This is a genomic window from Rhizobium sp. WYJ-E13 (assembly GCF_018987265.1).
Taxonomy (GTDB): domain Bacteria; phylum Pseudomonadota; class Alphaproteobacteria; order Rhizobiales; family Rhizobiaceae; genus Rhizobium.
Genome location: NZ_CP076855.1, coordinates 1 through 25,797 on the forward strand (window position 1 = coordinate 1; position 25,797 = coordinate 25,797).

General features: G+C 58.3%; 21 protein-coding genes. 9 read left to right on the top strand and 12 right to left on the bottom strand.

Going from position 1 to position 25,797, the window contains the following annotated elements; genetic code table 11:
* Positions 1–100: 100 nt before the first annotated feature.
* A complete protein-coding gene (locus KQ933_RS31420) occupies positions 101–520 on the top strand; it encodes a helix-turn-helix domain-containing protein (RefSeq protein ID WP_216761156.1) in 420 nt (139 codons plus the stop codon).
* Positions 521–1,917: 1,397 nt separating this feature from the next.
* Here the strand turns inward: KQ933_RS31420 and KQ933_RS31425 are convergent.
* Positions 1,918–2,823 (bottom strand): LysR family transcriptional regulator, encoded by a 906-nt coding sequence (locus tag KQ933_RS31425; protein ID WP_216761157.1) that lies wholly within the window; start codon positions 2,821–2,823, stop codon positions 1,918–1,920.
* A 95-nt stretch (positions 2,824–2,918) separates the two neighbouring features.
* Between KQ933_RS31425 and KQ933_RS31430 the strand changes: the two genes are divergently transcribed.
* Positions 2,919–4,334, top strand: a complete 1,416-nt coding sequence (locus KQ933_RS31430; protein WP_216761158.1) for an aldehyde dehydrogenase family protein — start codon at positions 2,919–2,921, stop codon at positions 4,332–4,334.
* 825 nt (positions 4,335–5,159) lie between these two features.
* Here KQ933_RS31430 and KQ933_RS31435 read toward each other — a convergent pair.
* From KQ933_RS31435 to KQ933_RS31450, 4 genes are all read right to left on the bottom strand, one after another.
* Positions 5,160–5,768, bottom strand: a complete 609-nt coding sequence (locus KQ933_RS31435) for a J domain-containing protein (RefSeq protein WP_216761159.1) — start codon at positions 5,766–5,768, stop codon at positions 5,160–5,162.
* Positions 5,769–7,167: 1,399 nt separating this feature from the next.
* Positions 7,168–8,571, bottom strand: a complete 1,404-nt coding sequence (locus KQ933_RS31440; protein ID WP_216761160.1) for a serine hydrolase — start codon at positions 8,569–8,571, stop codon at positions 7,168–7,170.
* A gap of 848 nt (positions 8,572–9,419) precedes the next feature.
* Positions 9,420–10,184: a pirin family protein gene (locus KQ933_RS31445; protein WP_216761161.1), complete on the bottom strand. Its 765-nt coding sequence runs from the start codon at positions 10,182–10,184 to the stop codon at positions 9,420–9,422.
* A gap of 62 nt (positions 10,185–10,246) precedes the next feature.
* Positions 10,247–10,822, bottom strand: coding sequence for an isochorismatase family protein (locus KQ933_RS31450; protein WP_216761162.1), 576 nt, complete (start codon positions 10,820–10,822; stop codon positions 10,247–10,249).
* A 138-nt stretch (positions 10,823–10,960) separates the two neighbouring features.
* Here KQ933_RS31450 and KQ933_RS31455 point away from each other — a divergent pair, with 138 nt between their 5' ends.
* Positions 10,961–11,842 (top strand): LysR family transcriptional regulator, encoded by an 882-nt coding sequence (locus tag KQ933_RS31455; protein ID WP_216761307.1) that lies wholly within the window; start codon positions 10,961–10,963, stop codon positions 11,840–11,842.
* Positions 11,843–11,845: 3 nt separating this feature from the next.
* Here KQ933_RS31455 and KQ933_RS31460 read toward each other — a convergent pair whose 3' ends face one another.
* The 3 genes from KQ933_RS31460 to KQ933_RS31470 all read right to left on the bottom strand — a co-directional run bounded on the left by KQ933_RS31460 (position 11,846) and on the right by KQ933_RS31470 (position 15,607).
* Positions 11,846–12,187, bottom strand: a complete 342-nt coding sequence (locus KQ933_RS31460; protein ID WP_216761163.1) for a helix-turn-helix domain-containing protein — start codon at positions 12,185–12,187, stop codon at positions 11,846–11,848.
* Between the two features lie 445 nt (positions 12,188–12,632).
* Positions 12,633–12,986: a helix-turn-helix transcriptional regulator gene (locus tag KQ933_RS31465; RefSeq protein WP_216761164.1), complete on the bottom strand. Its 354-nt coding sequence runs from the start codon at positions 12,984–12,986 to the stop codon at positions 12,633–12,635.
* A 722-nt stretch (positions 12,987–13,708) separates the two neighbouring features.
* Complete coding sequence (locus tag KQ933_RS31470; RefSeq protein WP_216761165.1) at positions 13,709–15,607, bottom strand: ATP-binding protein; 1,899 nt, start codon at positions 15,605–15,607, stop codon at positions 13,709–13,711.
* Positions 15,608–16,126: 519 nt separating this feature from the next.
* On the opposite strand from KQ933_RS31470, the gene KQ933_RS33880 reads away from it, so the two are divergent.
* Positions 16,127–16,393 (top strand): methyltransferase domain-containing protein, encoded by a 267-nt coding sequence (locus KQ933_RS33880; RefSeq protein ID WP_216761166.1) that lies wholly within the window; start codon positions 16,127–16,129, stop codon positions 16,391–16,393.
* An 82-nt stretch (positions 16,394–16,475) separates the two neighbouring features.
* A complete protein-coding gene (locus KQ933_RS31480; protein WP_216761167.1) occupies positions 16,476–16,751 on the top strand; it encodes a hypothetical protein in 276 nt (91 codons plus the stop codon).
* A 428-nt stretch (positions 16,752–17,179) separates the two neighbouring features.
* Here the strand turns inward: KQ933_RS31480 and KQ933_RS31485 are convergent, their stop codons facing one another.
* The gene (locus tag KQ933_RS31485) at positions 17,180–17,509 is read right to left on the bottom strand and encodes a hypothetical protein (RefSeq protein ID WP_216761168.1); all 330 of its coding nucleotides are present in this window, start codon (positions 17,507–17,509) and stop codon (positions 17,180–17,182) included.
* A 39-nt stretch (positions 17,510–17,548) separates the two neighbouring features.
* Entirely contained in the window at positions 17,549–18,268 is a 720-nt protein-coding gene (locus KQ933_RS31490; protein ID WP_216761169.1) for an alpha/beta fold hydrolase, read from the bottom strand.
* A 512-nt stretch (positions 18,269–18,780) separates the two neighbouring features.
* Here KQ933_RS31490 and KQ933_RS31495 point away from each other — a divergent pair.
* The 4 genes from KQ933_RS31495 (at position 18,781) to KQ933_RS31510 (ending at position 23,027) form a co-directional block, all read left to right on the top strand.
* Positions 18,781–19,443 carry a hypothetical protein gene (locus KQ933_RS31495; protein WP_216761170.1) on the top strand — a complete coding sequence of 221 codons (663 nt, stop codon included), beginning with the start codon at positions 18,781–18,783 and terminating at the stop codon, positions 19,441–19,443.
* A 149-nt stretch (positions 19,444–19,592) separates the two neighbouring features.
* Positions 19,593–20,228, top strand: a complete 636-nt coding sequence (locus KQ933_RS31500; RefSeq protein ID WP_216761308.1) for a TetR/AcrR family transcriptional regulator — start codon at positions 19,593–19,595, stop codon at positions 20,226–20,228.
* A gap of 135 nt (positions 20,229–20,363) precedes the next feature.
* Positions 20,364–21,662: a condensation domain-containing protein gene (locus KQ933_RS31505; RefSeq protein WP_216761171.1), complete on the top strand. Its 1,299-nt coding sequence runs from the start codon at positions 20,364–20,366 to the stop codon at positions 21,660–21,662.
* A gap of 591 nt (positions 21,663–22,253) precedes the next feature.
* Positions 22,254–23,027, top strand: a complete 774-nt coding sequence (locus KQ933_RS31510) for an alpha/beta fold hydrolase (protein ID WP_216761172.1) — start codon at positions 22,254–22,256, stop codon at positions 23,025–23,027.
* A 311-nt stretch (positions 23,028–23,338) separates the two neighbouring features.
* Here the strand turns inward: KQ933_RS31510 and KQ933_RS31515 are convergent, their stop codons facing one another.
* A complete protein-coding gene (locus tag KQ933_RS31515) occupies positions 23,339–24,235 on the bottom strand; it encodes a LysR family transcriptional regulator (RefSeq protein WP_216761173.1) in 897 nt (298 codons plus the stop codon).
* 481 nt (positions 24,236–24,716) lie between these two features.
* A complete protein-coding gene (locus KQ933_RS31520; RefSeq protein ID WP_216761174.1) occupies positions 24,717–25,784 on the bottom strand; it encodes an AraC family transcriptional regulator in 1,068 nt (355 codons plus the stop codon).
* Positions 25,785–25,797 lie beyond the last annotated feature (13 nt).

Consider the following 25,797-nt stretch of genomic DNA (forward strand, 5'->3'; position numbering starts at 1 on the left):
TTGCTCATGTTAACTCCATCAACACCGGTGAAGATCTGATATACCCTCTATAACTACGTCTATTACACTATGGGTAGAGAAGATATCGAAGAGGAAACCCATGTCAGCACCTGATGAAGATCTGTCTACCAAACCAAAATCGTCATCTAGGCCTAGAGCGGTCTCCACCGAAGGGATCCTGGACGTCGAGAAGGCACGGCCGGTGCTTGAGCAGATCGCTAACAAGTGGTCGGTTCTGATCCTGACCGTCCTGTGTACCAGGCCATCAAGGTTCAACGAGATCATGCGGCGCCTTGACGGGATCACGCACAAAGCGCTTTCTGAAGCATTGAAGCGCCTGGAGCGCAATGGACTCATTCGCCGTGAGGTGCTCACGACGACGCCGGTCGGCGTCGAATATACCATCACGACCCTCGGCCGTTCCCTTCAGCAACCGTTCGAGGCGCTCTATGGCTGGTCGATTGCGTACGGTCCCGAGCTTGAGCGGGCGCAAGAAGAATACGATCGGGTGCGAGATTAGCCCGATTGACATTTCAGACCTTCTAACGCTCGCTCGACACCCTGACGACCGCAAGCCAAATTGGGTCCCCTCGTGAAGGCATATGAGCGCAGCTGGAGCATTCTCAAGCCCGTCAAAGAAGTCCTCTTTCCACTTCAACCTGCCATCGCAATTCAGGAAGCCGAGGCCCTTCTCCTGATCGAAAATTTGACTGTGCCGTTCGCCACTTCGAATTCCCGGTCCAGATCAAAACGAATTCATAACCGCTCGACATCCCGCCGCACCGGTGCGCCGTCCGGCCTCGTTCACATAGTCGAGGCACTGACTAGCTTAGCGGGTGATGCCACTCGATTTTCAGGAAGCGACCATTGGGGTCCGCCGGTCGCTTGCCAACTCCGAGCGATCCGCCGCCTGGCGCTCAAGGCAACCCGCACATACACATCAGCGGACCATCTCGGAATTAGTACGAGGAACCTCCGCTAGCGTTTGCCGCCACGCAGCATCTGAAGGTTTCATGTGAGGGGAGAAAAAGACGTGGTTACATGGGGTTACGCTGTGAACAGGCTGTGGGTAACATGTGGGTGACAGTTATCGGGCGGAACGATGCGTTCCACATCCGTTCACCGGCTGCTTGTCAAACCGCACCGACTCGGCTGACATTCTTTCCAACCACTCCTTGGCCCCCGCCACAAGCATCGCTGAGATGGTTCGGCGCTCCCCATTGGGTTGAGCGCCCTTTTTTCAGGAGATGCCACGTCATAGACAAACCGCTTGCCGCCGGTGGATTCGATTTTGAAGGAGGCGGTAGGGGCGAGGGATTCAAGCTCCGACCGACGGGCTACGGCGGCCCTTACCGCGTCGTCTGGGCGAAGAATCCCCTTAACAATGATTTCCCCCTCCAGCGTTCGCGACTTTGCTCCAAATGCGACGAGTTCAAATCGTTCTTTCGCCCGAAGTCGCGCATGACGTGCGCGGCGATGATCGGTGCTGGGCGGCTTCTCGATCCGTTTCGACTACCTCTTCACCATGCCGGAAGCAGCGATACGGCAGGCAGCCGAGCAGTTTCGGCCTGCGCCCCATCCGGGGCGTATGCCCCTGAAGCAGTGGCCGAAGCGCACGAGTTGCAGGAGGGCAGGAAGGCTATCGAAAAGGTTCTCATCCGATTGCAGAACTCGTGGCGCGCGCAGTGCAAGCTGCGCTTTACTGAACGGTAGAGCGATGGCGCTACTGCAAAAGCAGAGGTAGGTGTCAACCGCACCGACGTGGCCGGTGGAGCCCATCATCTCACGGGAGCTTGATCCCGCCCATATCAAAATCCCCCTCGCGGTATGGAAAGCGATAAAACCCGTGAAACTGGCTCGCCAGAAACGAACTTCGTATGAGCCTCGTCGGCTAAATCTCTAAATCGACTACCGTCGCTACAAATCGCTGCTTTGCCGCAGCTCCCTGATCAAGTCGACAAACCGGCGCAGCTTCGCCGGTATATTGCGTCTGCCGGGATAGTAGAGACACAGCCCCGGATACGGCGGTGTCCAATCCGACAGAACCTGCCCCAGCTTTCCGGCGGCGACGTCGTCTGCCACCTGCCACTTGTTCAGATAGGCGAGTCCGGCTCCATCGCGGGCAGCGCGGAGCATCAAGTCACTGTCGTCGAGCATGAGCTTGCCCGGAACGTCGAGCGCGAAGCCCTCTCCTCGCCGTTCGAACTCCCAGCGGTAGACCTCGCCGCTCGCCATACGGGCGCGAATGCACACGTGGTTCGAGAGATCTGCCGGTACCTGCGGCCTTCCATGTCGTCGGAAGTATTCGGGCGAACCGACGATCGCTGGGCAGACGCTGTCGCCGATCGGGACGACCACCATGTCAGGAGGAACGGCCTCCCTAATCCTGATCCCGGCGTCGAAGCCCTTGGCGTTGACATCAACCAATGCGCCCTCCGTGACGATCTCCACTGACATCTGCGGGTTCCTGCGCATGTATTCAAGGATCAGCGGCGTCAGGATCATCCGCGTCGCCCCCACCGACGCGTTGATCCGCATGGTCCCCGTGGCCTCCGCCCGGTGCTCGTCGACATGCTCGACGGCGCTACGGATCGCCTCCAGCGCCGGACCGACGCTCGCCACAAATTGCTCGCCGGCCGCTGAAAGCACCACGCTCCGCGTCGAGCGGTTGAACAGTCTGACCCCCATGCGCGTCTCCAGCGCGGCGATCTGTTGGCTGAGGGACGACGGCGAGATGCCCAGTTCGCGAGCCGCGGCTCGGAATCCGCCCCGGGAAGAGATGGCGAGGACCGCCTCGAGTTCGGCAAGCGAGCCACGCATCATTGTTCGTAATCTCCAATCAGGCTGAGCGTTTTTGACCAGCTTATCAGGACAATCTGGAAATGCCAGATATGCCTGGCCACCGAAAGGAGTTTGAAATGCGCGACATCGACAAGATTTACATCGACGGCCAATTCGTCACGCCGCAGGCGACAGAGACGGCTGATCTCCACAATCCGGCCACGGAGAAGAAGATAGGCACGGTCCGACTCGGCGGCATCGAAGACGCGCGGGAAGCTGTCGCCGCTGCGAAACGCGCCTTTCCCGCGTTCTCACGCACCTCGAAGGCCGAACGCGTCGACATTCTGAAGCGGTTGAACGCCGCCGTTGCCGCGCGAGTTTCCGACCTCACCGACGCGATGGCGCTCGAATACGGCGCTCCGCAGACATTCACGCGGTTCTCAATTCCGCACGCGGCTTCGAGCTTCCTGACAATGGCGAACGTTCTCGAGGACTACGAGTTCGAACGCAGGATCGGCCGTGCGCGAGTGGTCATGCAGCCGATCGGCGTGGCGGCCGCCATCACCCCCTGGAACAGCAACATCGGCTTCATCACCTCTAAGCTTGCAACCGCCATCGCCGCCGGTTCGACGATCGTCATGAAGCCGAGCGAGATGAGTGCGACACAGACGCAGATCCTGACCGAGTGCCTTCATGACGCCGGTTTGCCGAATGGTGTGTTCAACATCGTCAACGGGCTCGGCAATGTCGTCGGTGCGGAACTTAGCCGGCATCCGGATATCGCGAAAGTGACCTTCACGGGTTCCACCGCGGTCGGTAAAGAAATCCTGCACAGCGCGGCCGACACCTTCAAGCGCGTCACGCTGGAGCTTGGCGGCAAGGGTCCGAACATTATTCTCGACGACGCCGATCTGGACGTGGCCATCCCCTCAGTCTTGAGGATGGGCTTCATCAACAGCGGCCAGGCCTGCATTGCCGGCACCCGCATTCTGGTTCCGAACCATCTGCTCGATGACGTACTCGCCAGGCTGAAGCAGGAGATCGAGACGTTCAAGGTGGGTGCTCCCGACGATCCTGACGCGATGATTGGGCCGATGGTCAGTCAGAAGCAGTACGATCGCGTGCAGTCCTACATCGAACTGGGGACGCGAGAAGGGGCCGGCCTCTTGACGGGCGGTCTCGGACGCCCGTCAGGATTGGATCGCGGGTGGTTTACGAAGCCGACCATATTCACTGACGTCAACAACCAGATGCGCATCGCGCGCGAAGAAATATTCGGTCCGGTCCTGTCGGTCATCGCCTACCGCGATGAAGAGGAGGCCGTTTCCATCGCGAACGATACCCCGTACGGACTACAGGCCTATCTTCATGGCACCGACGCCGCACGCATGCAGGCGCTTGCGGATCGATTGGATTGCGGTCGCGTTGTCATCAACGGCGCTCCCCATGAGCCGCTTGCGCCGTTTGGCGGGTTCAAGCAGTCTGGAATAGGTCGCGAGTACGGCGTGTTCGGTCTTGAGGCGTTTCTGGAGCCGAAGGCAATTATCGCGTAACGTGCTGCCTCAGCAGAGTTATGATCGTCACGCGTGGCGGCGGTCAGGCAGATCTCGTTGCGACCTAGTTACGTCACACTCTTAAAGTGGCAGCGGTAACACTGTGGCTTGAGGGTGAAATCAATCGGTAATCGGCAGACCTCAATTCTTCTCGCACGAGAAACAGCCAGTTGGATCGCCTCCATGATTTACCGAAATCTTTCGTCCTTTTCCACCGTCACGCTCATGAGGGGACTCATTTTGCTGACACGGTGCTGGCGCCTTTTGGCTTGGCCGCAGGCGCTTGCCCGGGACTTGCGTCTGAGACAAGAAGCACAGCGGCTTGCAGGGCTTAGTGACAAAGCTCTCGCTGACATCGGGGTCGCACGTGGTGCGATCGACCACTATGTGATGCACGGTAGAACTGTCGGCCCTTGTCATCAGCGAAGACCACGAAGCCGGAGCCGCGGGTGCGCTCCCCGTTTTAAAGGAATTTGACTGTTGACGGCCATTTGCGGAATTCGCGTCAGCTCGCCTGGGCCCCGCAACCGCTCGACGCCACAAAGAACCGGCGATATCACCTGGGCCGGCTTTTATCGAATGCCGAATTCAAACTTCGCTCATAATGCCACCGCCCTCGGGCGTTCCGCCGGAGGTTCGAGTGTAACTACCGCCTTCGGCCATCGGCCTAGCCTTGTTCCCAGCAAAAGTTGCAGCAATGAAGGCAAAATGCCATTGTTTCAGGTTCCAAACGTTGTTGCGATTTGGCCAATTCGAAGCATTGGTTTTTGCCGGACGCGTCGGTCGCAGGTTCTGTTCCGAAAGACGCCAGCGCGCGCCCAGCTCCTAACAGAAACCGTCAAGCTTCAGGATCTTATGCGCATCGATCGCCGCCCGAAGAGCATCCTCTGACGCGCGGTCTCCACCGTTTGCGTCGGGATGGTGCATCTTGAGCTTATGCTTGTAACGGCTTCTGATCTCGTCCGGCGTCGCGTCCGGTGAAAGCCCAAGGGTTTCGAACGCATTTGCTTCCAGCACCTTGAGTTTCCGGGATTGAAGGGCCACACGAGCCATCTGGCTCTGCGCAGCGTTCTTTCTTTCATTGATCGCCTTCGCGGTCCCGGAGCGAACCGAGGAGAGCAGGGGTGTTGCAGAAGCATGATTGACCCTCACGCCCCAGGTCGGTCGGCTGCCGCTCGCCGCTTCCCTCTGATAGCGGGCCGTGACAGGGTTCGAGAGCTTCGTCACGTAGTTGTAGCCTTCGCCGTTCTGTTTTGCGTGGCTTCGACAAAAGAGAAGGTAAAGACCTTCGGCATCCGCTCCGACGGGCGCGCGATGCGTGCCTTGCTTGTCGCATCCATCCCATTGGCATCTCGGGCCGCTAGTATCGCGATGTTCAGGTGGCCTGTTTCGCGTCGGTCGTAGGCCGACAAAAATCTTTGAATCAGACGTCATCGCGCCTTACATGGCAATGCTGCTGGCCCAGACAAGCTTGTCCTCGGCAGATGATAAACCTCTTGCCTATCGCTGGACTCGATGGGACGGCACCCGAAACGACCGCGATCTTGGCATATATTCTTTGGAATGATCTGTTCACGAATGCGGCGGTGCCATCGTGAGGCCTGCCTGCGCTTTTACGCGACCGAAGTGCGGATGGTTTTCTCACCACGAGATCGTGCAGAGCAAACAGCGCTGGGACGTGAACCTCCTAGGCGCTCGCAAAACCCTATGATATCGAGACGGTACCCTTCTCTTTTCCACATCGAAACAACACAGGACCGACGCTAAGTCGTTCGCGCATGTCAGGCGAGTGACACAGAGCGGCCGGCGATTGTCAGCGACGGTTTCGTGCCGGAATCGACCCAGGACTTGTCGAACCGCGGTTTCGAGCTGACGGAGCTGAGGGCATCGACTTTAAGATCGGGCTCGGTACCGCATGGGATCGGGAAGAACCGACCGCTGCGCTCAACGACATTATCGATATCGTACGGTCGCTCGCGCGGCAGGAGAAGTGAAGGCGGCGAATGACGACGTCGGCTAGGAGGTGGTGGGCCAGTCGGTCCGTTTGTCCTCCGGAACGCTCACGCTAGAGTCCTGCGGTTGCCCTTGCTCACACCTCGGTTTGACACGAGTTCCCGCTTTCGCGCGTGGCCCCGCGCCGCGATGCTGAAAGCTCCGATGCGCTTCATTTCTTTGATCGAGCAGCACGCTCTGCGCCGCGTTCGGCGTCTTAACGGATGTCTTTCTTCAGCATTGAAGATTCATCGCCGGCGAAGCAAAGGGAGGCGATGACCATGCGGATGGCCTTGGACTTCCCGCGTGTTTGTTGTGTGGTTATCCCATAATTTTGCCCAGCTCTTGGGGTCGCTCACGTCGAATCTTCTCCTTTGTCGTTTCAAATGCGGCGTTTGATTGTCGCCAATAGCTCTTCTGCCCGGGCATTCGCGTTCAGCATCAAAGCAGGGTTATCGGCGAGCGAAATGAGTGCGACGAGCGTTTCCTGACAGCGCACGAACCTCTCTTGCTGATCCTCCGATGGTTTGGGGGGGAGCTATCTTCATTGTTCCGAAGTTGAAAGAGGTTTTGGGCTCTTGGCGGACGCAATTGACTGAGTCCTCTCACATAGCCCCGCCGAAGCCCGTGATGAAGCGGGGTGCTTGCAGAGATCCGCTGCCAGCGACCTTATCCACACTTTGTGCCCGAAAGCTCGCTAACGCGGATCCTGGTGGCGAGGAAGACGACAAACCCTGTGTCAACATCAGCCGCATTGCAAAAGTTTTTCAAGTGGGAGGTGACCCGTGACGCTTACCTGAGGTGGCCCATTAATGACAGAACCCACACTGAGTATGCCGCGTCATTGTGACGAGGCGCGCCCCAGGGTCCCGCCCAAACTGCCCAGGATCTCTTTCAGCATGTTCTGTGGCCGATAACCGATGTCGTTCGGTGTCAGTCCCATACGCACGAAGACAAGATGGGCCGATGGCACGATCGCCACTGTTTGCCCGTCATGGCCCTCCAGCCAAAACGTGTCCTCAGGAAGCCCAAACTCCGCACTCGTCTGATCTCCCGGCCCCGCAAGCCAAGCTTGGCCCTCTGTGTACTTGCCATCAGAGCTCGTGGTAGGCGTTCGCATCTTGGCGACGAAACCTTCTGGCAAAAGTCTGTGCCCGTTCCAGGTGCCATCCTGCAGCAAGAACTGGCCGAATCTCGCCCAGTCACGCGCTGTGGCATAAAGGTAAGCTGCCCCCACGAAAGTGCCGCGCTCATCGGCTTCAAAAACCGCGCTGGTCATGCCGAGGGGGCCGAAAAGCGCCTCGCGGGGAAAGTTGAGAGCAGCGCGCCGATTACCCGTCTTGACCATCCAGATGCGTGATAAAAGCATTGCGGTGCCGCTCGAATAGTGGAACTTGGTGCCCGGGGTCGCCGCCAGGGGGGCGTCGGCAGGCAGCAAAACCATGTCGGGCTCGAGATACAACATACGCGTCACATCGGAGACGGCACCATATTCCTCATTAAAGGCGAGCCCACCTTCCATGGCGAGCAAATCAGACAGCATAATGCCTCGGCGGTTGTCGTTATCCCATTGCGGGAGAAGATGTGTATCGTCGAAGGAGATCTTGCCTGACAGCATCAGCCGGCCGATCAGCGCCGCGTTGACCGTCTTCGTCATCGACCACCCGATCAGCGGCGTGTCAGATGAAAAGCCAGGGCCGTAACGTTCGGCAATAATACGGCCGTCCTGCACCACGATTATCGCCCGCATCGCCGACCCCGCGAGCCTGGCATCAGAGAGCAGCCTGACGATATCGGCGCGACCGTCGGCGGGATCGACACCATCACCCTTTGGCCAAACTGCTTTGTTTTCGTTCGTTGGCGACGCCGGCGCAAACGGCACAGCCTTTGACGCGGCTTCGAAATCGCCATCCGGTACGCTCGTGCAGCCGAATGAACCACGATAGAGCGCATAGCTTGGCGCAGATAGACCCAGGAACCGCGAAGTCACCCGCTTGTGGTCGCGATCGACTTCGACACGTATCAGCCGCAAAAGCGGATTTCCTGGAGCCTGGACATCTTCATAGAGCACCGCATCAGGATCGCGTCCGGCAATGAAGACGTTGGAGCAAACGATCTTGGCGGCATAAGCATTCCCTACCTTAAGAAGTTCGGGCGGGCTTACCAAAAGCCAAGCGAAACCAAATCCAACGGCGGCCAAACCAAGATAGGCTAAGGCGGACCGATGATTGTGAGTGTATCGCATCCAGCAACCGTTTCTAATTATTGGACCGGTGGGTCGGGTCGTTGAAAGACGACCCAAATAAGGTTTGCACGAGCAGGCCTGCTGATCGGGCAGCTTTATAATCGGAAGAAACGAAATTTAGGTCCGACCGCAGTTGCGATGATGAAAAGGCGGTAAGGTCCTTTTGTTATTCAGGAGGCATGGTTCGCGTCCATCGGCTCTCATAATGACGTCTCCGTTTAACAAAGTATCCTTATCTCTCCCATTCCTGTTACCCTGTTATTTCGTCACGCCCTTTCGTGTTTCAGATGCAAGACGGATGTGCATGCCCGATTGGCCTTGGCCTGTTTACAGTTCAGGCGTCAGCGAACGGCAGTGGACTGAGCCCCTCCGGCGGAACGACGGGACACGGGAAGGCCTCAATTGAGGAGGCTCATGACGTCCCACCATGGCGGCGGCACTCGACACCGTTCGAACTTCAGCTTGACCAGGAACCCGGGACGACGTCATGGGAAGACGAGATCCTCAGCGAACTTGCGGGGTGTCGGCCAACCTCACTCAGTTGTCGTGGACGCAGCTGGAGCGCAGCAAGCTCCATGATGAGAACAGACTGCCGCGTACGTCCTATGGCGCTAAATTCACTGACCGACGAGCAAAACCGGCGGGTTTAGCGACGTCTCTGCGAAACTCCGCCCGCACGCAACGCCTGAGAAACCTGACGCTAAGGCAATTGTCTCGGCTTTGGTCGATGACCTCGAGTGGCGTTCGCCGAAGGCAGGCGGACTTTGGTTTTCTGGCCACCTGAGCCACTCGGTCTTCGGAGGGGCGGCCGGCGACTACACGCCGACCGTGAGGTACCCGCCGGCTGATTAGGCGTGGCGGTGTTCAGCGGACGGTTTTTGGTTGCCGCTGAACATGCCACCCCGATAGACCTCCGCCTTCGGGTCGAATGAGAATAGGATTAGATCGGAAGTCATCAAAGCGCGTGGTCGCTGATCCCGCGATGTCGTGAACACGCTCTCACCCTCCGAAATCGTCTCGTCGCCCAGACCGATTTTGCCGGTGAAAACATAAAGCAGGAACCCATTTTGAGAATCCGCTGCGACTGGCAATCGCAGCTGAGTTCCCTCGGTGAGCCGCGTATCGTAAACCCAGATAGCAGACCGTACCATCAGAGGTGCCGTTCGAGGTCCAGCAATCAGTCGCCAGTTGTCAGCGCTTTCTTCATCTGCAAATTCATGAAACTGGACCATTGGCTCAAGATTGGGAGCGTTCGGTCGAAGGAATATTTGCAATGCCCGAACGGGCGCCTGCCCGAGCATCAGCTCTTCATGTTGAAAGGTGTGCCCGGCGTTCATCATCATGAAGTGCGTCTTGTCGAGCCTCTTTGCGTTCCCAACGGTGTCGCGATGGAGCATCTCGCCGCCGCGGATATAGGTCAGGATCTCGTCGTCCTTGTGCGGGTGCATGCCGATGAGATGGCCCGGCTGGACCTGGGCTCGGTCGATCCTTCCGATCGGGCCGATCCCGCTGTCGTCTGAAGTCACCGTCAGCCCGGGATACAGGATTTCGACGCCGAAGCCGTGCCTGAAGTCACCGCGCATCCGGCCTGCGGGAATCTTGTTGATGGTCATTATGTCTTCCTTCAATCCAGGCGCGGGCTGTTTTACCCGCGCCAAACACTGCGTGTTCACATTCAATGGTAGTTAAGGATGCCGACAAGTTTCTGGCCGAGCGGGCTCGTCCAGTCGACGGCGAGTTCCGAGATGATCTGGTCGACGGTGGTGATGATCGCGCCAGCCTTTTCCATGCGGCGCAGGGCGATTTCATCGCCGTACTTGGTGTAGGAGGCCGAGGCGTCCGCTGAGACCTGGACTTCGTAGCCCTCGTCCAGCATCTGAAGAACCGGGAAGGTGACGCAGATCTCGGTCGTCACGCCGGCGACGAACAGCTTCTTGCGGCCGGTCGCCTTGACGGCCTTGTTGAAGCCGTCGTGATGCATTGCATTGACGATGCCGGGACGCTTGACGCGTGCTTCGAAGGCTTCGGGCAGGATCGCTTCGAGTTCCGGCAGCAGCGGTCCCTGGATCTGGTCTTCCATGCTGGACGTCAGGATCGTCGGGATGTTGGCGGCGTTCGCGATGCGGGCGAGCTTCAGCGCGTTCTGCTTGACCAGATTGATGTCGTGCGAGTGCGTCCAGGCCATCGTGCCGATCTGATGGTCGATCAGCAGCATGGCGGAATTTTCGGGAGAGAATACGTCCTTATGCATTGTCGTGTTCCTTTTCCTTGTCGGCGGCGGTTGGTGAGGTTCGTTTTGATCCGCTCGACGATTGGAATTTAGTGTTGCGATTGATGGCGCGGTAGCTCTATGGTTAGCCACTCTGTAGAACGAAAAATGGAACGCAAGATGATCAGCTTCGAGGACATGCAGACCTTCGTAGAGGTGGCGGACGGCGGCGGGATCACGGTGGCCGCCCGGCGTCTCGGACTGCCAAAGTCTATCGTGAGCCGCCGTCTCGTGCGCCTGGAAAGCGAGCTCGGCGTCCAGCTTCTGGCCCGCACCACGCGAGGTGCCTCGTTGACTGAGGCAGGCGCCTCCTTCCGCGAGCACGCCGCGCGCATGTGCCTGGAGATGGACGTGGCGCGCGAAGAAATGCTGCCGACCGGAGAGCTGCGGGGACGGCTGCGTGTCGCCGTTCCCTCGTCATTCGGTCCTGGACACTTCGCTCCGGCGCTGGCCGAGCTCGCCCGTCAATATCCGCTCCTGCAGCTCCATGCGCATTACAGCGACAGATACGTCGACCTCGTTGCAGAGGGCTTCGACTGCGCTATCCGCGTCGGCTACCTCCAGGATTCGAATCTCACGGCGCGTAAGATCGGCGCCTTTGCGGCCGGACTGTTCGCAAATCCCGGATACCTGAGTGTCCACGGCGTCCCACAGAAACCGTCAGACCTTCTTGAACATCAGGCTATCCTTCAGGGAACCGAAAGCTGGAAGGTGTCCGATGGCGGCAGGACGGTCGTCGTCAACGCTCAGGGACGGTTCAAGGCTGACAGCGCCGTGGGTATCGCTGAAGGGACTGCCGCTGGCCTGGGTATCGCGGCACTCCCCGTCGTGATCGCGGAAAGCTACGTCACCCAAGGGACGCTCGTGCCGATCATGTCAGACTTCAGTCTGCCAGAAATCGGCGTTTACATCGTCCGGCCGCCGGGATCGCACGTGTCTCGAAAGGTCAGGGTATTGACTGACTTTTTCGTGGGGCGTTTCGCTACAGGCGCTTCGTCCTGATTACTAGGTGGTCTGCTCACTCGTTTTTGACTGGCGACGTTTCTGGAAGGACGCTCCCCAGTCTCGCATAGCGATGAGGACGGGCGCGAGCGTGTGTCCGAATGGAGTGAGGGAATACTCGACCCGAGGGGGGACCTCTGCGAAGACCGCGCGAGCGACGATCCCGTCTGCCTCGAGTTCGCGAAGTTGCATCGTCAGTGAGCGCTGGCTCGGGTCGCCGACCAGGCGGCGCAACTCGCCGAATCGGCGCGGGCCGTCGAGGAGACGGTAAATGATCATCGGTTTCCACTTGCCTCCGGTCACGTCGACAGTGATTTCGACCGGGCATCTTTGACCGTTGTCCATTTTCTTGCTCCAAGAATGTACCTTCTATCCTATAGGAAAAACTGTGACATACCTGCAAGTCCGAGTGTGTCGCCTCTCGCTGGACGCTGGATTTCCGAGAAGATCGCTCAGCTGGACCAAACACTGGGTCTGAGGATTTGATCTCATGCGGAGCGGCTGGCGATAGAACCCAACTAGGCATTCTTCGATCTGCCTCAAAATTCCAACTCGACGAACCGAGGAATTCCCTGGGTATCGATCTAGAGCGAGCCGTCCTTCACAACGAAGCGCTTTTGGCATGGTCGCCAATCGCACGTTCGTTGTACTCGAGCACACCTATAATCCGTTGAAGTTTCAGATCGAGGAGAGCACGTCTCAAGAACCGATGTATCGCAACCGCTGTTTGCGTAATTTGAGGCTTTGCTTTGTCGCCCTCTCGGGCTCGGGGCGGGGCGGAGAGCAGCGGTCAGGCTGTTGAGCCTGCTTTCGCCGCGTCAGGGAGCTGTCCGTAGGCACTCAGGATGGCCCTGACGAGGCCGGGGAAGCGTTCCTCCACTTCCTGGCAGCGCGAATGGTTGCGCATCTCCACGCCCTGACGTTCGCCGCGGATAAGGCCGGCTTCACGCAGCACCTTCATATGTTGCGACAGCGATGATTTGGGGATGACGCGCCCGCCGAGATTGGAAAGCGCTACGCACGTGCCGCTGGAGCCGTCGCCAACAATCTGTGCAAAGATCTCCACACGCTCCGGATCGGAAAGCGCATAAAGAATCGCCTCCGGCTTAATGTCTTCAATGGCTGGGTGAAAAAGCGGTCTCATGGATTTTGATATAGGCCTCGCAGATTTGATGTTCAACCGGATACTTGAACTCGGGAACGGATCGTCCTTGGGATCGAAGGAAACCCAAGAAAGAGTCACCGTTGTGACAGGGCAACTAAAGGCATCGGCCCCCCGATCGACAAGGATTGCCGGCACCTGTGTCCGGGGATGTTGGGCTGGAGGTTCAAAATGTCTTCCTCGCGGTGAGGGCCGCATCAATTCTGACTGCTCCAACTTGTGGTAGAAGCTTTGGATAGCGTGGTGCTCAACGGTCTCCGGGCGAACTCCGCATCGAGATAGTCAAACGCGGGCCCCAATTCCTCCGCCAGCTGGTCAAATGGTCCAATCCTCTCTTTCCGTCCGACCTCCCACATTGCTGAGGCTCGAGGCCGAGCGGGCGATCCGGCAGCTGGTCGTGAAATTTGTCTACCCTGCGGACGCCCGCGATTTCGCAGCTGTCGCCGACATGCTCAGATATGTGACCCTTGTCGTGCCGCCGAAACCCACGGTCGAGAGGCGACCGCAGCTTTTATCGCCAAAGGTATCCGTCGACACGAAGACGGCACGCCTAAGACCTGGCATTCCGTCTCCGATCTCCTCAATGTCGATTTGTCGAGGGGGCAGGCGACCTCGATCTTACTTCACGGTCGTCAGGCGTTCGAAGGTCTTTTTTGCAACCGATCAATACCGGACGGTACGCCGACGCGGCGGCGTTCTGGTAGCTAGCAGGCTGTTTGGCACGAAATCAGGAACCTCTCCCGCTGATAGTCCGGTCGAAGGAGCCGCTCGCCAATCGCATCGGCCAACGCCTTTGCCGTAAGCGGTTTACGCAGCCAGGTCAGGTCGGGAGCGCTCATCAGACTGATGCCTGCCGTTTGCCCCGGCTGCGCGATAAGGATGATCGGCGCATCACCTGCCATCGCTTCGAGTTCTCGCAACGAATAACCGGCCGGAACGGAACTCACATCGATCATCACAACGTCCGGTGCCGTTGCGGCCAAGCCGTCCTGCATTCGCTGAATATCCGAAAATCCCATGGGCTCGTATCCGAGAGCCGCGATCTTTTCCTCAAGCATCGGCCGTTCGTTAGGATTGGCCTCCAACAATGCGACGAGTTGACCGCCGCCCCTCTTCACCCGGGGAGCGTCGAAGAATTCGCTGACAGGAACAGGCGGCAGGCTAGACTGGGGAAAATAGATCTCGAAGCAGGTGCCGCTTTCGGGTCGACTTGTCACATGGATGCGACCATCCGAGGCCGTAACCAGTCCGTGAACCGCCGCCAAGCCAAGGCCAGTGCCACCCACTGCACCCCGCGTGGTGAAAAAAGGCTCGAAGATGCGCGGCAATATATCGGCAGCTATTCCCTTTCCGTTGTCCGCAACGCGAAGAAGCAAATATCGTCCGGGAGACAGCAGGCCCAGGCTAAGGGCTTGGACCTGCTCGATCGACACGACACTGATCTCGATATCGACGCGGGCATAACCATGTGATGCCTCCGAAGCATTCTTGCACAGGTTCATCACGACCTGTTGAAGCTCGACCGGGTGGCCGACCATGACGCAAGCGGCGTCCGGCACCAGCTTTGCGTTGATGTCCAGATCAGGCAAGGACGCGCGAGTGAGGGGAAGCGCATCTGTGATCGCCTCGATAAGATTGAACGGTTGTCTTTCTTGCTCCCGGTCTCGGCTCAAGGTCAGGATCTGGTTGACGATATACTCCGCCCTCTTGGCCGTTGTCGTGATCTCCTCCAGATAATGACCAACCTCGCCGCCTTCCCTGGACAACTGGGAGGCGATCTCTCCATAGCCAAGGATCGCTGAAAGGATGTTGTTGAATTCATGTGCGATCCCGCCAGCCAGTGTGCCAACGGCCTGCACCCGTTCTGCATGCCTTAGCCGCCTCTCGAGATCCTCCCGATTCTTTCGCTTGCAGTGGTCGACCGCGGTCTGGATGAGGCCTGACAGAGAGGCACACAACAAGGAAATCTCGTCCTCAGAGAAGGCGCGGCGCGGCGTGTCGAAAGCAAGATGCAGTATGGCGATCCGTCCAAGAGGCGTCTTTACTCCGGCGGCGACGTCCGTCGTTGAGGTGCGTATGTGAGTTGCGAAAGCGCGCATTTTGCCGGTGTCGACGAAATGCGAGGGGGCATTGTATCCCTGTTCGGCCGGCGATCCAATGCGCCTCAAAAACTCCGATTTGACTTTCGGTGTCACCCCATGCGGCGAATGTTCGCTGGCAAATTCTTCCACGATGACGCCGGTGCGCGGCTCTATGATCTCGAGTTTGAATTCGTGAGCGCCGAAATGGAGTGAAAATTCGGTCAGCGCCCGGAGCGCTAGGGTGTGGAACTCTCCGCGCGTCAGGTCCTCCGCGAAATCCTTTTTGAACTTGTCGAGCAACCACTGACTTTGAAGCAGACCGGACAATGTACGGGCTTGCGCGCCAACCTTGAATGCGAGACCACATGCGGAGGCGAAAAGTGCGATAAAAGCAGCGATGATGATCATCCGGTAGGGATCCGTTAAGGACGGGTAATCCCCCTCGCAGGCACCAAGCGGCACCTGCACCAATGCCAGCAGGGCGCACAGCAGCGCGCCGGAGAGAGCGAGGAGAATGCGCAAGGGCTTGTGCGTTGACGACGTGTTCAACCTCTGTCCGGCTCCGTATTTCGGCGAAAGACCGGCCGATCTAACATTTTCTCGCTGATGGAAGATTTCAAGCTAGCCCAATTCGATTTCAAAGGTAATCAACCTGCACGCTGCTCTCCCAAGTCAAAGACTGTTGGGAGTCTTCACCCAGGACCCAAGCCATAATTCGCACACGCCCACCGGGGCCGCTAAACGCGTCCCTGGTGAATGTCAAGAATTCTCGTTCCAACGCTGGCCTATCGCTCCATTTAAAACTTGAGCGCGAAAGTTTTCCCAGGCCGCTTTGAGAAATGTCCTCATCTGCTCACGCTTGGGAACACAGTATGTTTGGCACACGACTTTCGTTGCTGGTTGGCAACGGCATGCAAGGGCTGCAAGCGACCGCCGGCCATTGCCGAAGCTACAGCTGTAGCATGATTGCAGCGAAACGCTCATCGGGTCGGAGCCGGTGTGGGTTAACCTGATCCTCATCGCAAAGAGGAGCTCACTAAAATGGGATATTACTTCGGCCATTCACCACTAGAATTGGATCGTCTCAAGGCCCAGTCTACTGTCTTGAAGCCGATAACCAAGCGTCTTCTTGATAGGGCCAGAATCCGAGAGAGTGATGTGGTGCTCGATTTGGGATGCGGAGCCGGAGATGTTTCCCTTCTGGCGGCCGAACTCGTCGGGCCGACGGGCGCAGTCATCGGTGTCGACCAGAGCGCAGCGGCAGTCGGCCTAGCGCGTGCCCGGGCGCACCAGGCGGGGTTAAAGTAAAGAACGTCGAATTCCAGGTAGCCCCGGTTGGGAACTCAAGGCGCGAGGCGAATTCGATATCGTGGTTGGCCGATATGTCTTGATGCATCAGGAGCACCCGTCTGCTTTTCTCAAGACTGTCAGCTCATATGTAAAGGATGGCGGTATCCTCGCGTTTCACGAAATCGACATGCGCACCACATTTGATATTTTGCCAAATGTCCTGGCCTACCTGGCAGTATGCGATGAAATCATGCAGGCCATTGCGGCCGGGACGCCCCATCCCGATACCGCGGCAAAGCGTCCCTTTTTCGGCAAGCCGAGCTGCCCGAGCCGAAGCTCTTCTGCGAAAGACCGGTTGGAACTCCAGAGACGTTAGAACTGCATCGTTGGGTGGCATCGGTTCTTTTGGCTGTGCGCGAGATCGAGGGTCTTGCCTCAGACGGCGATGGCGTTGAAAAGTGGGAGCGCAGGCTCGCAGGCTGGCTCGCGACGTCCAACAGTCAGGTCGTTGGGCCAGACCAATATTGTTGCTGGGTCAGGCTTTGACGAGCCGACAAGGGCTGGGTCGGATCTAATCGGCTGCCTGCGGCGCACTGGCGCCGACTAAAGATGCCGAGAAATGCACAGGTCGGGATCGCGAGCAGTCTTGGGCGTCATCGTCGTAGGCACCCGAAAGCCCGATTGGGCAATTTCAGAACTCTAAAGACCACTAGAAATCATGAAGATCGCGGCAAGATTGGTGGCGAGCGTGAACGTCGTATTTCTGCAAGACGCGGAGGGGCGCCGTGACGGGAAGCGATGGCCTCATTGCGAAGGCCTGCGAAGTCGCAACGGCATTTGCCCCGAAGGTGTCCCGTCTGGTCGAACGCGAAACCACGTTTTGTCTTCCCTCGACCATGTCAGCGTGCAATGACCAAATTTGATGGCGACGCGCATGGCGAGCCTTACGGATCTTAAATCGATCGCGGGCTCGCGCTCGTGGAGGTACTTGTAAAGCTGGCCGACTGTCGACCCGACAGCTACCTTGTCGATGAAAAACAAACGGTTCTTACGCACCGCCCCGTCGAGATTGAATTCGATGAGATAGGTTGTTGCGAAGGCGCGATCATCAGAATCACGGTGAGGCGCTTGCATCGGTGAACTCCAGGCCGGCCACCATTTCCCGCCGAACAATCACGGTTGTAACGAGTGGATTGCTTCGACGAGCGCGTGCGGATCGGAAAGAAACGGGGAATGGTCGCAAGCAAGGGTGACAACCTGCTGGCACGGCATATTTACGAGCATGGCACGTTGGAGCTCGATCGGAATCGCCCTGTCGAGTGTGCATTCAATGTAAGCGCGCGGTACTGTTCCAAAACGCGACGAGGTCACCTTTATCGGCGTTGCCAACGCGCTTAGCGGTTCAAGTCCCAGAGACTCATGGGCGATGACGAGCCAATCTTCTGATACCTCATTGTAAAAGAGCGCGTCTGCGCTGTCGACAGAGACGGACAACATACCGCCGCCGGCCTCACGGAAAGCAGCCGTGATAGCCGCGGCATTGCTGCCGGTGGCCGCGAGATCAAACACGCTTTTGCCGGATGGCAGGATGAACGCTGCCAGGTAGATCAGTAGCTGGACCCGTTGCGGCACACGTTCGGCCACCTCGCTTATCAGGGCGCCGCCGCGACTATGCCCGACCAGGACAACCGGTTCGTCGATATCAGCAAGGACGGCGGCAATCTGATCTGCCCATATGGACAGAGATATTTCCGATAGTGGTGTCCCGTCGCCGCCCATTCCAAGAAGTTCCGGGGCGGTGACGCGATGGCCAGCCGTCTCCAGCAGCGGGATCAATCTGCTCCAGCATCGCCGACCATGAAAGGCCCCAGGAACAAGGACGATATGTGCCATGCAGATCTCCGTTTCGTGTACCCGCGCTGCGCACACATTGCACAGACCGCCTCCATGGAGTTAATTCCCGAAGGTCGAAGGCTTGTGTCAGATTGGCAGGCTTTGACTACAACTGTGATTTGGGTTCCACCATGCTGGCACCCGACGAAGATATGGGACGAGGTTTTTCGCCGGAACCTTTCTTATTGCAAGAACGGGACTCCGGTGGTTGGGCGGGAAACGACCCATCTTCCATCGCAGCGCTGTGCTAGACGGCTTCGTTCGCCATTTGAGGATGCGCTGGATCAACAGCCGGACATGCACGTGATACTCGCTTGATGCCGGCTTTGATCGCAGGCCGATTTCGGTGCCACCATATAATCATGCGTTTTTGGAATCCGTCCGTCTTTCCTGAAAGATAAGAGATACCGCGATCTCCATGGTGAGCCTACCGTTATGTTTCAACCGGCAGAACACTTAAACGTCTCTGGCAGGACGGTTCTATCCGCCGGCGAATGAAGAGGACACTGAATATGCCTTTATCAGGACGCTCGGGATCTCTGGTGTATGGTTTTGTTGCTGCAGCGCTCATCGCACTCTTTCTGCTCGAGGTGTTGGGTCCATTCGATGTAATGCTGAGCGTCCTCTACATCCCCGTAATCGTATACACAGCGCGAACATCCACAAGCAGCGCTGTCATTTGCGTTGGCCTCATCTGCGCCGTGTTGTCACTCGTAAGCTTCCTGATCACGGATATTTCCACGTTCGAGCCAGTACAATATGCGGAATTTACAGCAGTCATGGTCACAATAGCCGCCACGACGTTGCTCACGGGTACCGTTGGCGCGCCGGCGCTCTCGGCCGACAGGACGGGCAAGGCGTCGTTTACGGAGCCACGGTCTTCGATCTGGATCATTGACGACACCCGATATGCTGAAGAAATTAAGATGGCGACCGGATTCGCTTCTGCCGTTTCCTGCGAGATCCGCCTGCCTCTGTCGGCCGCTGAGTTACATGCCCACGCGGGTCTTCGGTGGCTCAATCGCGCACATCCCGATCTGGAGCGCGCCAGGGATTCCTTTGCTCGGATTATTCAAAGCTCGAAAAAATCTATCTTCTTGATCGAGCAGTTCGACAGACAGCGCGTTACCGCAACGGGACGGCAACTCTCTGTCGGCACGGAGGCAAGAGCATGAAGCCACGTTATGCGGCTGTGGCAAAAGACGCCTGAGGGGCTTGGTGAGAGGCGCTACACCTGCATGAGGCGACAAGAGGGCCGCCTCCGAAGAAAAGCACGCCCCGCCTCTAAGCGGATGATCTCCATACAATGACGAGTTTGAGCCATATGGGACGCAATCGCGAATTCGACACAGAGACGGCCCTGGAAGCTGTGCTGCGCGTTTTCTGGCGCAAAGGCTATGAGGGTTCCTCCTATACCGACCTGACTGAGGCGACCGGGGTACAAAGTCCTTCGCTTTACTCGGCATTTGGCAACAAAGAGGATCTATTTCGCTGTGCGCTTGTGCGCTACAACGATCGTTACTTGGACTATGTGCCCGAAGCGCTTGCCTTGCCGAGGGCGGGGGACGTCGTGGCATATCTGCTCGATCGCGCCGTCGATCTCAATACTCGCTATCCTGACCGGCTCGGCTGTTTTGTCATCAATGGACTGCTGGCGGGATCGGATGAGGCGGAACCCATCCGATTGGCCCTGGTCGAAGCCCGCTCTGCCCAAGAAGCGGGGCTTCGACGCCGACTTGAAAGGGCAAAGGACGAGAAGGATCTTGACGCCAGGGCCGATCCGGCCGTTCTGGCCGCATTCGTGATGACGATCCAACATGGGATCGCAGTGCAGGCCAAGTCCGGCATTGGCCGCATGGTGCTGCAACCGGTCGTCCGCCAGGCGCTATCGACGTGGCCAGAAGGCGCCTGCTCCAACAGTGTCCGTTCCGACCGGAGAGATGACGCCACGCCACGCTGATGTCGCGGCGTCCGAACCGGCGCATTCTGGATGCGACGCAATCAATTGCGATCGTAACCAGAACCTGAAACGGCGGAATGAAGGCGAAACATGGCGATTGCATCCTGTCCCGGTACCCAATGAAAGGACAGTTCCGTGCACAATATAGTCAATGACGAGGATCTCAGGCAGTGCGGCAACGAGAAGATAAATACAGATCCGTTACGCCCGCTCGGAGCATTTGAGAGACTTCTCTATGTCGATTCCATTGCCCACCAGCGACACTTCTGCATCGTTGCCGAAATCGAAACTGAAAAGGGGCTAGCCGATTTTCGCCGCGCGATCGACAAGGTGCAGAAACGCCATCCGCTGCTGTGCGCTGGGATCTCGGAGGATCCCGCAGCCGGCCCGGCCTTCCACCGAAGGAGTGAGGAGATCAAGATCATCTTTGAACCTCTCACATCGATGACGGACTGGCGCCAAGCCGTGGAGCGTGAACTCGCGACGCCGTTCATCGCAGAGAAGGCGCCGTTGATGCGCGCCATAATCCTTCACAGTCCGCGGCGCTCGATCGTGATCCTGACGCTTCACCATTCTATTGGCGACGGCCTTTCAGCCGTCTTTCTCATCCGCGACCTCATGCAGGCCCTGGAAGGTCAAGATCTGCAGGCGCTTGGCCTGCCTCCGACAATGGAGGAACTCGCAACGCGGGCCGCTGAGGCAAGCGGGACGACGATCGCAAACGGCAGGGCCCCGGAGGCAGTGCTCGAGCACATGCGCTCGCTTGCCTGCTCGCCTTTGTGGCGGCCGTTCCAGGGAGATCAACCTTCTGTCTCCAGCCTGACCTTGTCCCGCAGCTCCAGCGAGTTGCTGCGCGCGACCAGCCGCGCTCAGGGCACGACTGTCCATGGAGCACTATGTGCAGCGGTCGTTCGCAGCATTGCAAGTGAGCTCAGCCAGGAGACGGTTCTGATCGCGAACCCGATCAATCGACGCAGCGACGTCGGTGCTGTCGATGGCGTGTGTGCGTTGATCGCAGATCTGGAAATGGTCCACTTTCCAATAAGCGTCCCTTCGAATTTCTGGGACCTCGCCAGGCACGCCACCGGGAAACTTGCCGAAGCCAGAGGCCATCAGGCGCTCTACAACCACATTTCCGGCATGCAGTCGTTGCTGCCGTCGCGCACAGATCCGGCATTGGCTTCGGGCATCTTCGCCTCTATGCGCCCGGATGTCATTCTTAGCAATCTTGGCAGCCTGCCGATCCCGTGCAAGATTGGGAACACAACGCTCAAGACCCTCTTCGGACCCTTTGTCCAAGGGCGATTCCGCGAGGAACGGGTCATCGGCGCGGCCTCGACCGATGGCAGGTTGACGGTCGTGCAAAGCAGCCCGAACTATATCCGGTCGGTCCTGCCAAGGATGAAAGAGGAACTCCTGCGGGCCTGCGGCTGATACGGTCTGTGATGTTCTGGCTTGGCGCCCGCGAGCGTCGCGAGCGTCGAAAGACCACGCCACGACTTTTCGTTTTTCGATACGGCCATAACATGGAGCCTCACAAGACATGCTCGATGCACGCGGGCTAAGCGCCTCGTCTATCCGAAGTACCCGCGGCCGTCGGATACTGGAATCTGAAGGCGGTAATGTCCTTGTGCCAGTCGATGATCGGCATTCCTCGCAAATCCCGCTATAGGCGGGGCAACCGCCCGCAATCGCTGCCACCGGTGCCCCGTCTGCCTGAAACCCTTATGTGGAAAACACCCTGCCGGGGAGCCCGGGTTGGAAACTTCGGACCCGGATTGCTCTCATTTTGCGCAACGCAGCCTTTCTGCGATTTTATCTTCATCCGCACCGTGGTGTCCCGCAGAGTGAACACAGAGCCGGCTGACACGCGCTCTCCGAACTGTTGGTTGATCCCGTGTCGCAGCTTCGATCCCACACCGTTCAGTGAGGGATCTCACTTTGACGGCGTCTCGTACCTGCTCGCAGACGTCAAGGCCAGCGGTGCATCACGACGGCACCCGTTATAAAGCAAGGAGATAGTCGATGAACAGGTTTTTGAAGACAACGATTCTACTGGCGCTTGCAGGCACCTTTTCAACCGGGGCGCTTGCCGCATCGGGCAAGCCGACGGTCGTCCTCGTTCATGGCGCGTTTGCCGACGCGTCGAGCTGGAATGGCGTCATCTCGATCCTCGAGAGAGATGGTTTCAAGGTCGTTGCCGTTGCCAATCCCCTGCGCAGCGTCAAAACCGATGGCGACTATGTTGCCCGCATCGTCGAAAGTATCAAGACGCCGGTGGTGCTCGTGGGTCATTCCTATGGCGGCTCGGTGATTAGCGCATCAGGCGCTGCAGCTAAGAACGTGAAGTCCCTCGTCTACGTGGCAGCTTTCGCACCGGAGGTGGGGGAATCGGCTGCCGATCTGTCGGATCGGTTTCCCGGAGGGACATTGAAGCCGACGCTGGCCGAACCCGTCGCCCTTGCTGGTGGCGACAAGGACATGTCCATTCGCAAGGACAGGTTTCACGAGCAGTTCGCCGCAGACATTGCCGCGCCGGTGGCAGACCTGATGGCGGCTACACAACGTCCGATCACGTTGTCCGCACTGACGGAGCCGGCCCCGGGCGCGGCCTGGCGGACAATTCCCTCGTTCTTCATCTACGGCGAAAAAGACAAGAACATCCCTGCTCAAGCCCACGCGTTCATGGCCGACCGTGCGCACTCCAAAGACACGGTGGCCGTCAAGGATGCATCGCACGTGGTCATGATCTCGCATGCGAACAAGGTTGCGAAGGTGATCGAGGAGGCGGCCAAGTAAGTATCTTGCTGGTCTCAGAACCGCGAGACGCACCTGTCGGAAGTGCGTCTCCACTTCACGGGGAATGCCCGACGCGCCACTTCGGGGTACAGGAAAAGGGGCCACCGCTTTATCTGGTCGAGCCATGCGAAGATCGCGACAGCCTGGCGCGGCTTTGCCCTTGGCGAAATCCGCTAGTCAATCACCTTGATGGCTCATGGCGATCGTCGATAAAGATGGCTGTAAGAGGCGACTGGATGTGATGAGCAGTCGGGCTAGGTCAAGCCGACACATCGCTCGATGGAAGTGCCGCGCAAAGCGGATCGACCTGCTCAGTTGAAGTGGCGATGCGCCCGAAGCCTTTCGACAGCGAACTCTATGAAGCTTCGCACTTTGGCAGAGGCGTTGCGGCCATTCGGATGGATGACATGGATCGGCAACGGATCTTCCTCATATTCCGACAACACGGTCTGCAGCTTGCCTGTTTCAAGCTGGACCGCGACCTTGTAAGACAAGACCCTGGTCAGCCCCCAGCCTCTCTCGGCCGCTGAAATGGCCGCTTCATTGGTGCTCGTCGTCAATCTCGGGCTTATCAGGATCGATGGTGCCTGGGCTCCGCTGAACCCCCATTCGAGCACGGATCCGGTGCTCGTCGCGGCGACGATGCGATGACTGTTGAGATCGGCCGGCACGATCGGCACGCCAAACGTCGCGAAGTATTTCGGGGCTCCGCAAATCACCCGTTTGACAGAGCCAACACGAGTGGCGGTAAAGCCGGAGGCCGGCAAGTCGCCCACACGTATTGCGACATCGACCCCTTCTTCAATAATATTGACGGCCCGATCGACAAACATTCCGCGAGCTGAAACTTCAGGATAGTGATCGAGATATTCGGTAATGATGGGCAGGATAAACCTGGTGCCGAACATGGCCGATGCTGTCACGGTTAGCGACCCCTTCGGTCTCGCATTGGCGCCGGCGGCGACCGCCTCGGTCTCGGCAAGCTCAATCAGCAGCCGCTGGCAGTCGGTGACGTAGCGGGCTCCGGCTTCCGTCAGTCTGACCGATCGTGTTGTGCGCACGAGCAACCGCGTGCCTATCGTCTCTTCCAATGCTGACACGATCCGGGTGACGGCTGGCGGGCTCAGTTGCAACTGGCGGCCCGCATCTGCGAAGCTTTCAGCTTCAGCGACCTTGACGAATACCTTCATTGCTTGCCAGCGATCCATGGTGCCTCCGTTTATACAGACGTTTGAAATTATTCACTCGGTTTCACAGACTTGGCTTCTCAATCGACATCACTTCAGCCCTTTCTGCGAACCCGAAATCCCAACCTCGAGCATGGCCAGCGTGGACGAAGCGACCAGCACGGTTCACGTATTTGCGGACGCGGTTTGGCATCCGGTTAACTAGAGCCATCTCGCTACCGCTTCCGTCCTGTCGATCCCTGGCATTGCGTTGGTACCTTCCGGATTGGGTTGACAGGGCCGGGCGCAGCCCCCTTGCGTTTCCCCGCGTCGATGCCAGCGTCTCCGTCGCAATTATCCTGCAGGCCGAGGCCGCTCGGGATCGTTCCCGTTTTGCGACGCTTGAGCCAGAGGCTTTGCGACGTGAGTGTATCTTCGCCCAAATCAATGGTTCGGGCTTTCATAATGAGCGTTGTGTTTTTAACAATTGCACGATTTCGACGGCGTGGTGCCGACGTGTTCGCTAGTCACCCATCGTCCGGCGCCAGCGCGCTGGAGTGTCTCCCAGGATCTTGCGAAACGCTTGTGTCATGTGTGCTTGGCTGCTGAAGCCCGTGCGCAGGGCAGCTTCCACGATCGACACGTCCTGCCGCTTTAGGAGTTCCTGGGCACGCGCGACCCGGCATTGGACGATGTAGGCTGCCGGGGCATGGCCCGTGGCGGCTCGGAACTGACTTGCAAAGTGCATGCGGCTCAAACCGGCGACATCACTCAGTTCAGCGAGGTAGATCGGCCGCTCGAGATGCGCGTCGATATACTCGATAACACGTATGAGACGCCATTTTGCCAGCGGTGAGACTTTACTGGGACGGACACCGATCGCGCTATGATAGAGCCCAAGGAGGCGTGATGTCAGCGTCAGTCCCAAGGCATCCAGAAAGCTCGGACCGAGCAAAGCATCAGAGGCTTCAAAGCCACGCAACGTTCGCGCAATCTGCCCGAGGTTGTCATTCTCCAGACGCTGGCTCTCGAAAAGGCAGATCGGGCCGGCTGGCGCGCGGCCGAATGTAGCTTCATGACATTCGACCAAGAGGGACTGCGGAATGAAGATCCGAAAAACATTATAGGAGGTTCGTACAACACCACGCCAACAGCCCTGAGCCGGCCCCGTCAAGAACATCGTGTTTGGGAACCACTGACCGCTCCAGACGGAGCGACCGTCTAGGGAAATTTCTCCGGTGATCTTGTGCGACACGATGCTGAGTATATGAGAATCGTCATTCTGGTCCGAATAGACTTCGGTCACGCCAACTGGCCGCGAATCGACCCAACGCGACAACGCTATGCGCGATGCGTTTTGTCCCGGCTCCGAACCGACCGGATTGGGGCGGCGACGCCAGTGCGATTCTGATTGAACAAGTTTGGATTGCGCGGGCTGCAAGCGTGGCTCAGAAGTCGGTCTGGCCTGGAGTGCGACTTCAGGTGAAAATTCGTCATCCAATGGGTTGAAGCTCTCGCTGTCTGAAGAGATTGTTACGGAATTTGCCAGGGACCTGTCGCTCCTTTGGCTGCCGGCATCCCGACTGGTCATCTCTTTCTCCTCG

Coding starts and splice junctions, on each gene's coding strand:
- KQ933_RS31420 (WP_216761156.1), top strand. CDS start 101: ATGTCAGCACCTGATGAAGATCTGTCTACCAAACCAAAATCGTCATCT.
- KQ933_RS31425 (WP_216761157.1), bottom strand. CDS start 2,823: ATGATGCGTGGCTCGCTTGCCGAACTCGAGGCGGTCCTCGCCATCTCT.
- KQ933_RS31430 (WP_216761158.1), top strand. CDS start 2,919: ATGCGCGACATCGACAAGATTTACATCGACGGCCAATTCGTCACGCCG.
- KQ933_RS31435 (WP_216761159.1), bottom strand. CDS start 5,768: ATGACGTCTGATTCAAAGATTTTTGTCGGCCTACGACCGACGCGAAAC.
- KQ933_RS31440 (WP_216761160.1), bottom strand. CDS start 8,571: ATGCGATACACTCACAATCATCGGTCCGCCTTAGCCTATCTTGGTTTG.
- KQ933_RS31445 (WP_216761161.1), bottom strand. CDS start 10,184: ATGACCATCAACAAGATTCCCGCAGGCCGGATGCGCGGTGACTTCAGG.
- KQ933_RS31450 (WP_216761162.1), bottom strand. CDS start 10,822: ATGCATAAGGACGTATTCTCTCCCGAAAATTCCGCCATGCTGCTGATC.
- KQ933_RS31455 (WP_216761307.1), top strand. CDS start 10,961: ATGATCAGCTTCGAGGACATGCAGACCTTCGTAGAGGTGGCGGACGGC.
- KQ933_RS31460 (WP_216761163.1), bottom strand. CDS start 12,187: ATGGACAACGGTCAAAGATGCCCGGTCGAAATCACTGTCGACGTGACC.
- KQ933_RS31465 (WP_216761164.1), bottom strand. CDS start 12,986: ATGAGACCGCTTTTTCACCCAGCCATTGAAGACATTAAGCCGGAGGCG.
- KQ933_RS33880 (WP_216761166.1), top strand. CDS start 16,127: ATGGGATATTACTTCGGCCATTCACCACTAGAATTGGATCGTCTCAAG.
- KQ933_RS31480 (WP_216761167.1), top strand. CDS start 16,476: ATGCATCAGGAGCACCCGTCTGCTTTTCTCAAGACTGTCAGCTCATAT.
- KQ933_RS31485 (WP_216761168.1), bottom strand. CDS start 17,509: ATGCAAGCGCCTCACCGTGATTCTGATGATCGCGCCTTCGCAACAACC.
- KQ933_RS31490 (WP_216761169.1), bottom strand. CDS start 18,268: ATGGCACATATCGTCCTTGTTCCTGGGGCCTTTCATGGTCGGCGATGC.
- KQ933_RS31495 (WP_216761170.1), top strand. CDS start 18,781: ATGCCTTTATCAGGACGCTCGGGATCTCTGGTGTATGGTTTTGTTGCT.
- KQ933_RS31500 (WP_216761308.1), top strand. CDS start 19,593: ATGGGACGCAATCGCGAATTCGACACAGAGACGGCCCTGGAAGCTGTG.
- KQ933_RS31510 (WP_216761172.1), top strand. CDS start 22,254: ATGAACAGGTTTTTGAAGACAACGATTCTACTGGCGCTTGCAGGCACC.
- KQ933_RS31515 (WP_216761173.1), bottom strand. CDS start 24,235: ATGGATCGCTGGCAAGCAATGAAGGTATTCGTCAAGGTCGCTGAAGCT.
- KQ933_RS31520 (WP_216761174.1), bottom strand. CDS start 25,784: ATGACCAGTCGGGATGCCGGCAGCCAAAGGAGCGACAGGTCCCTGGCA.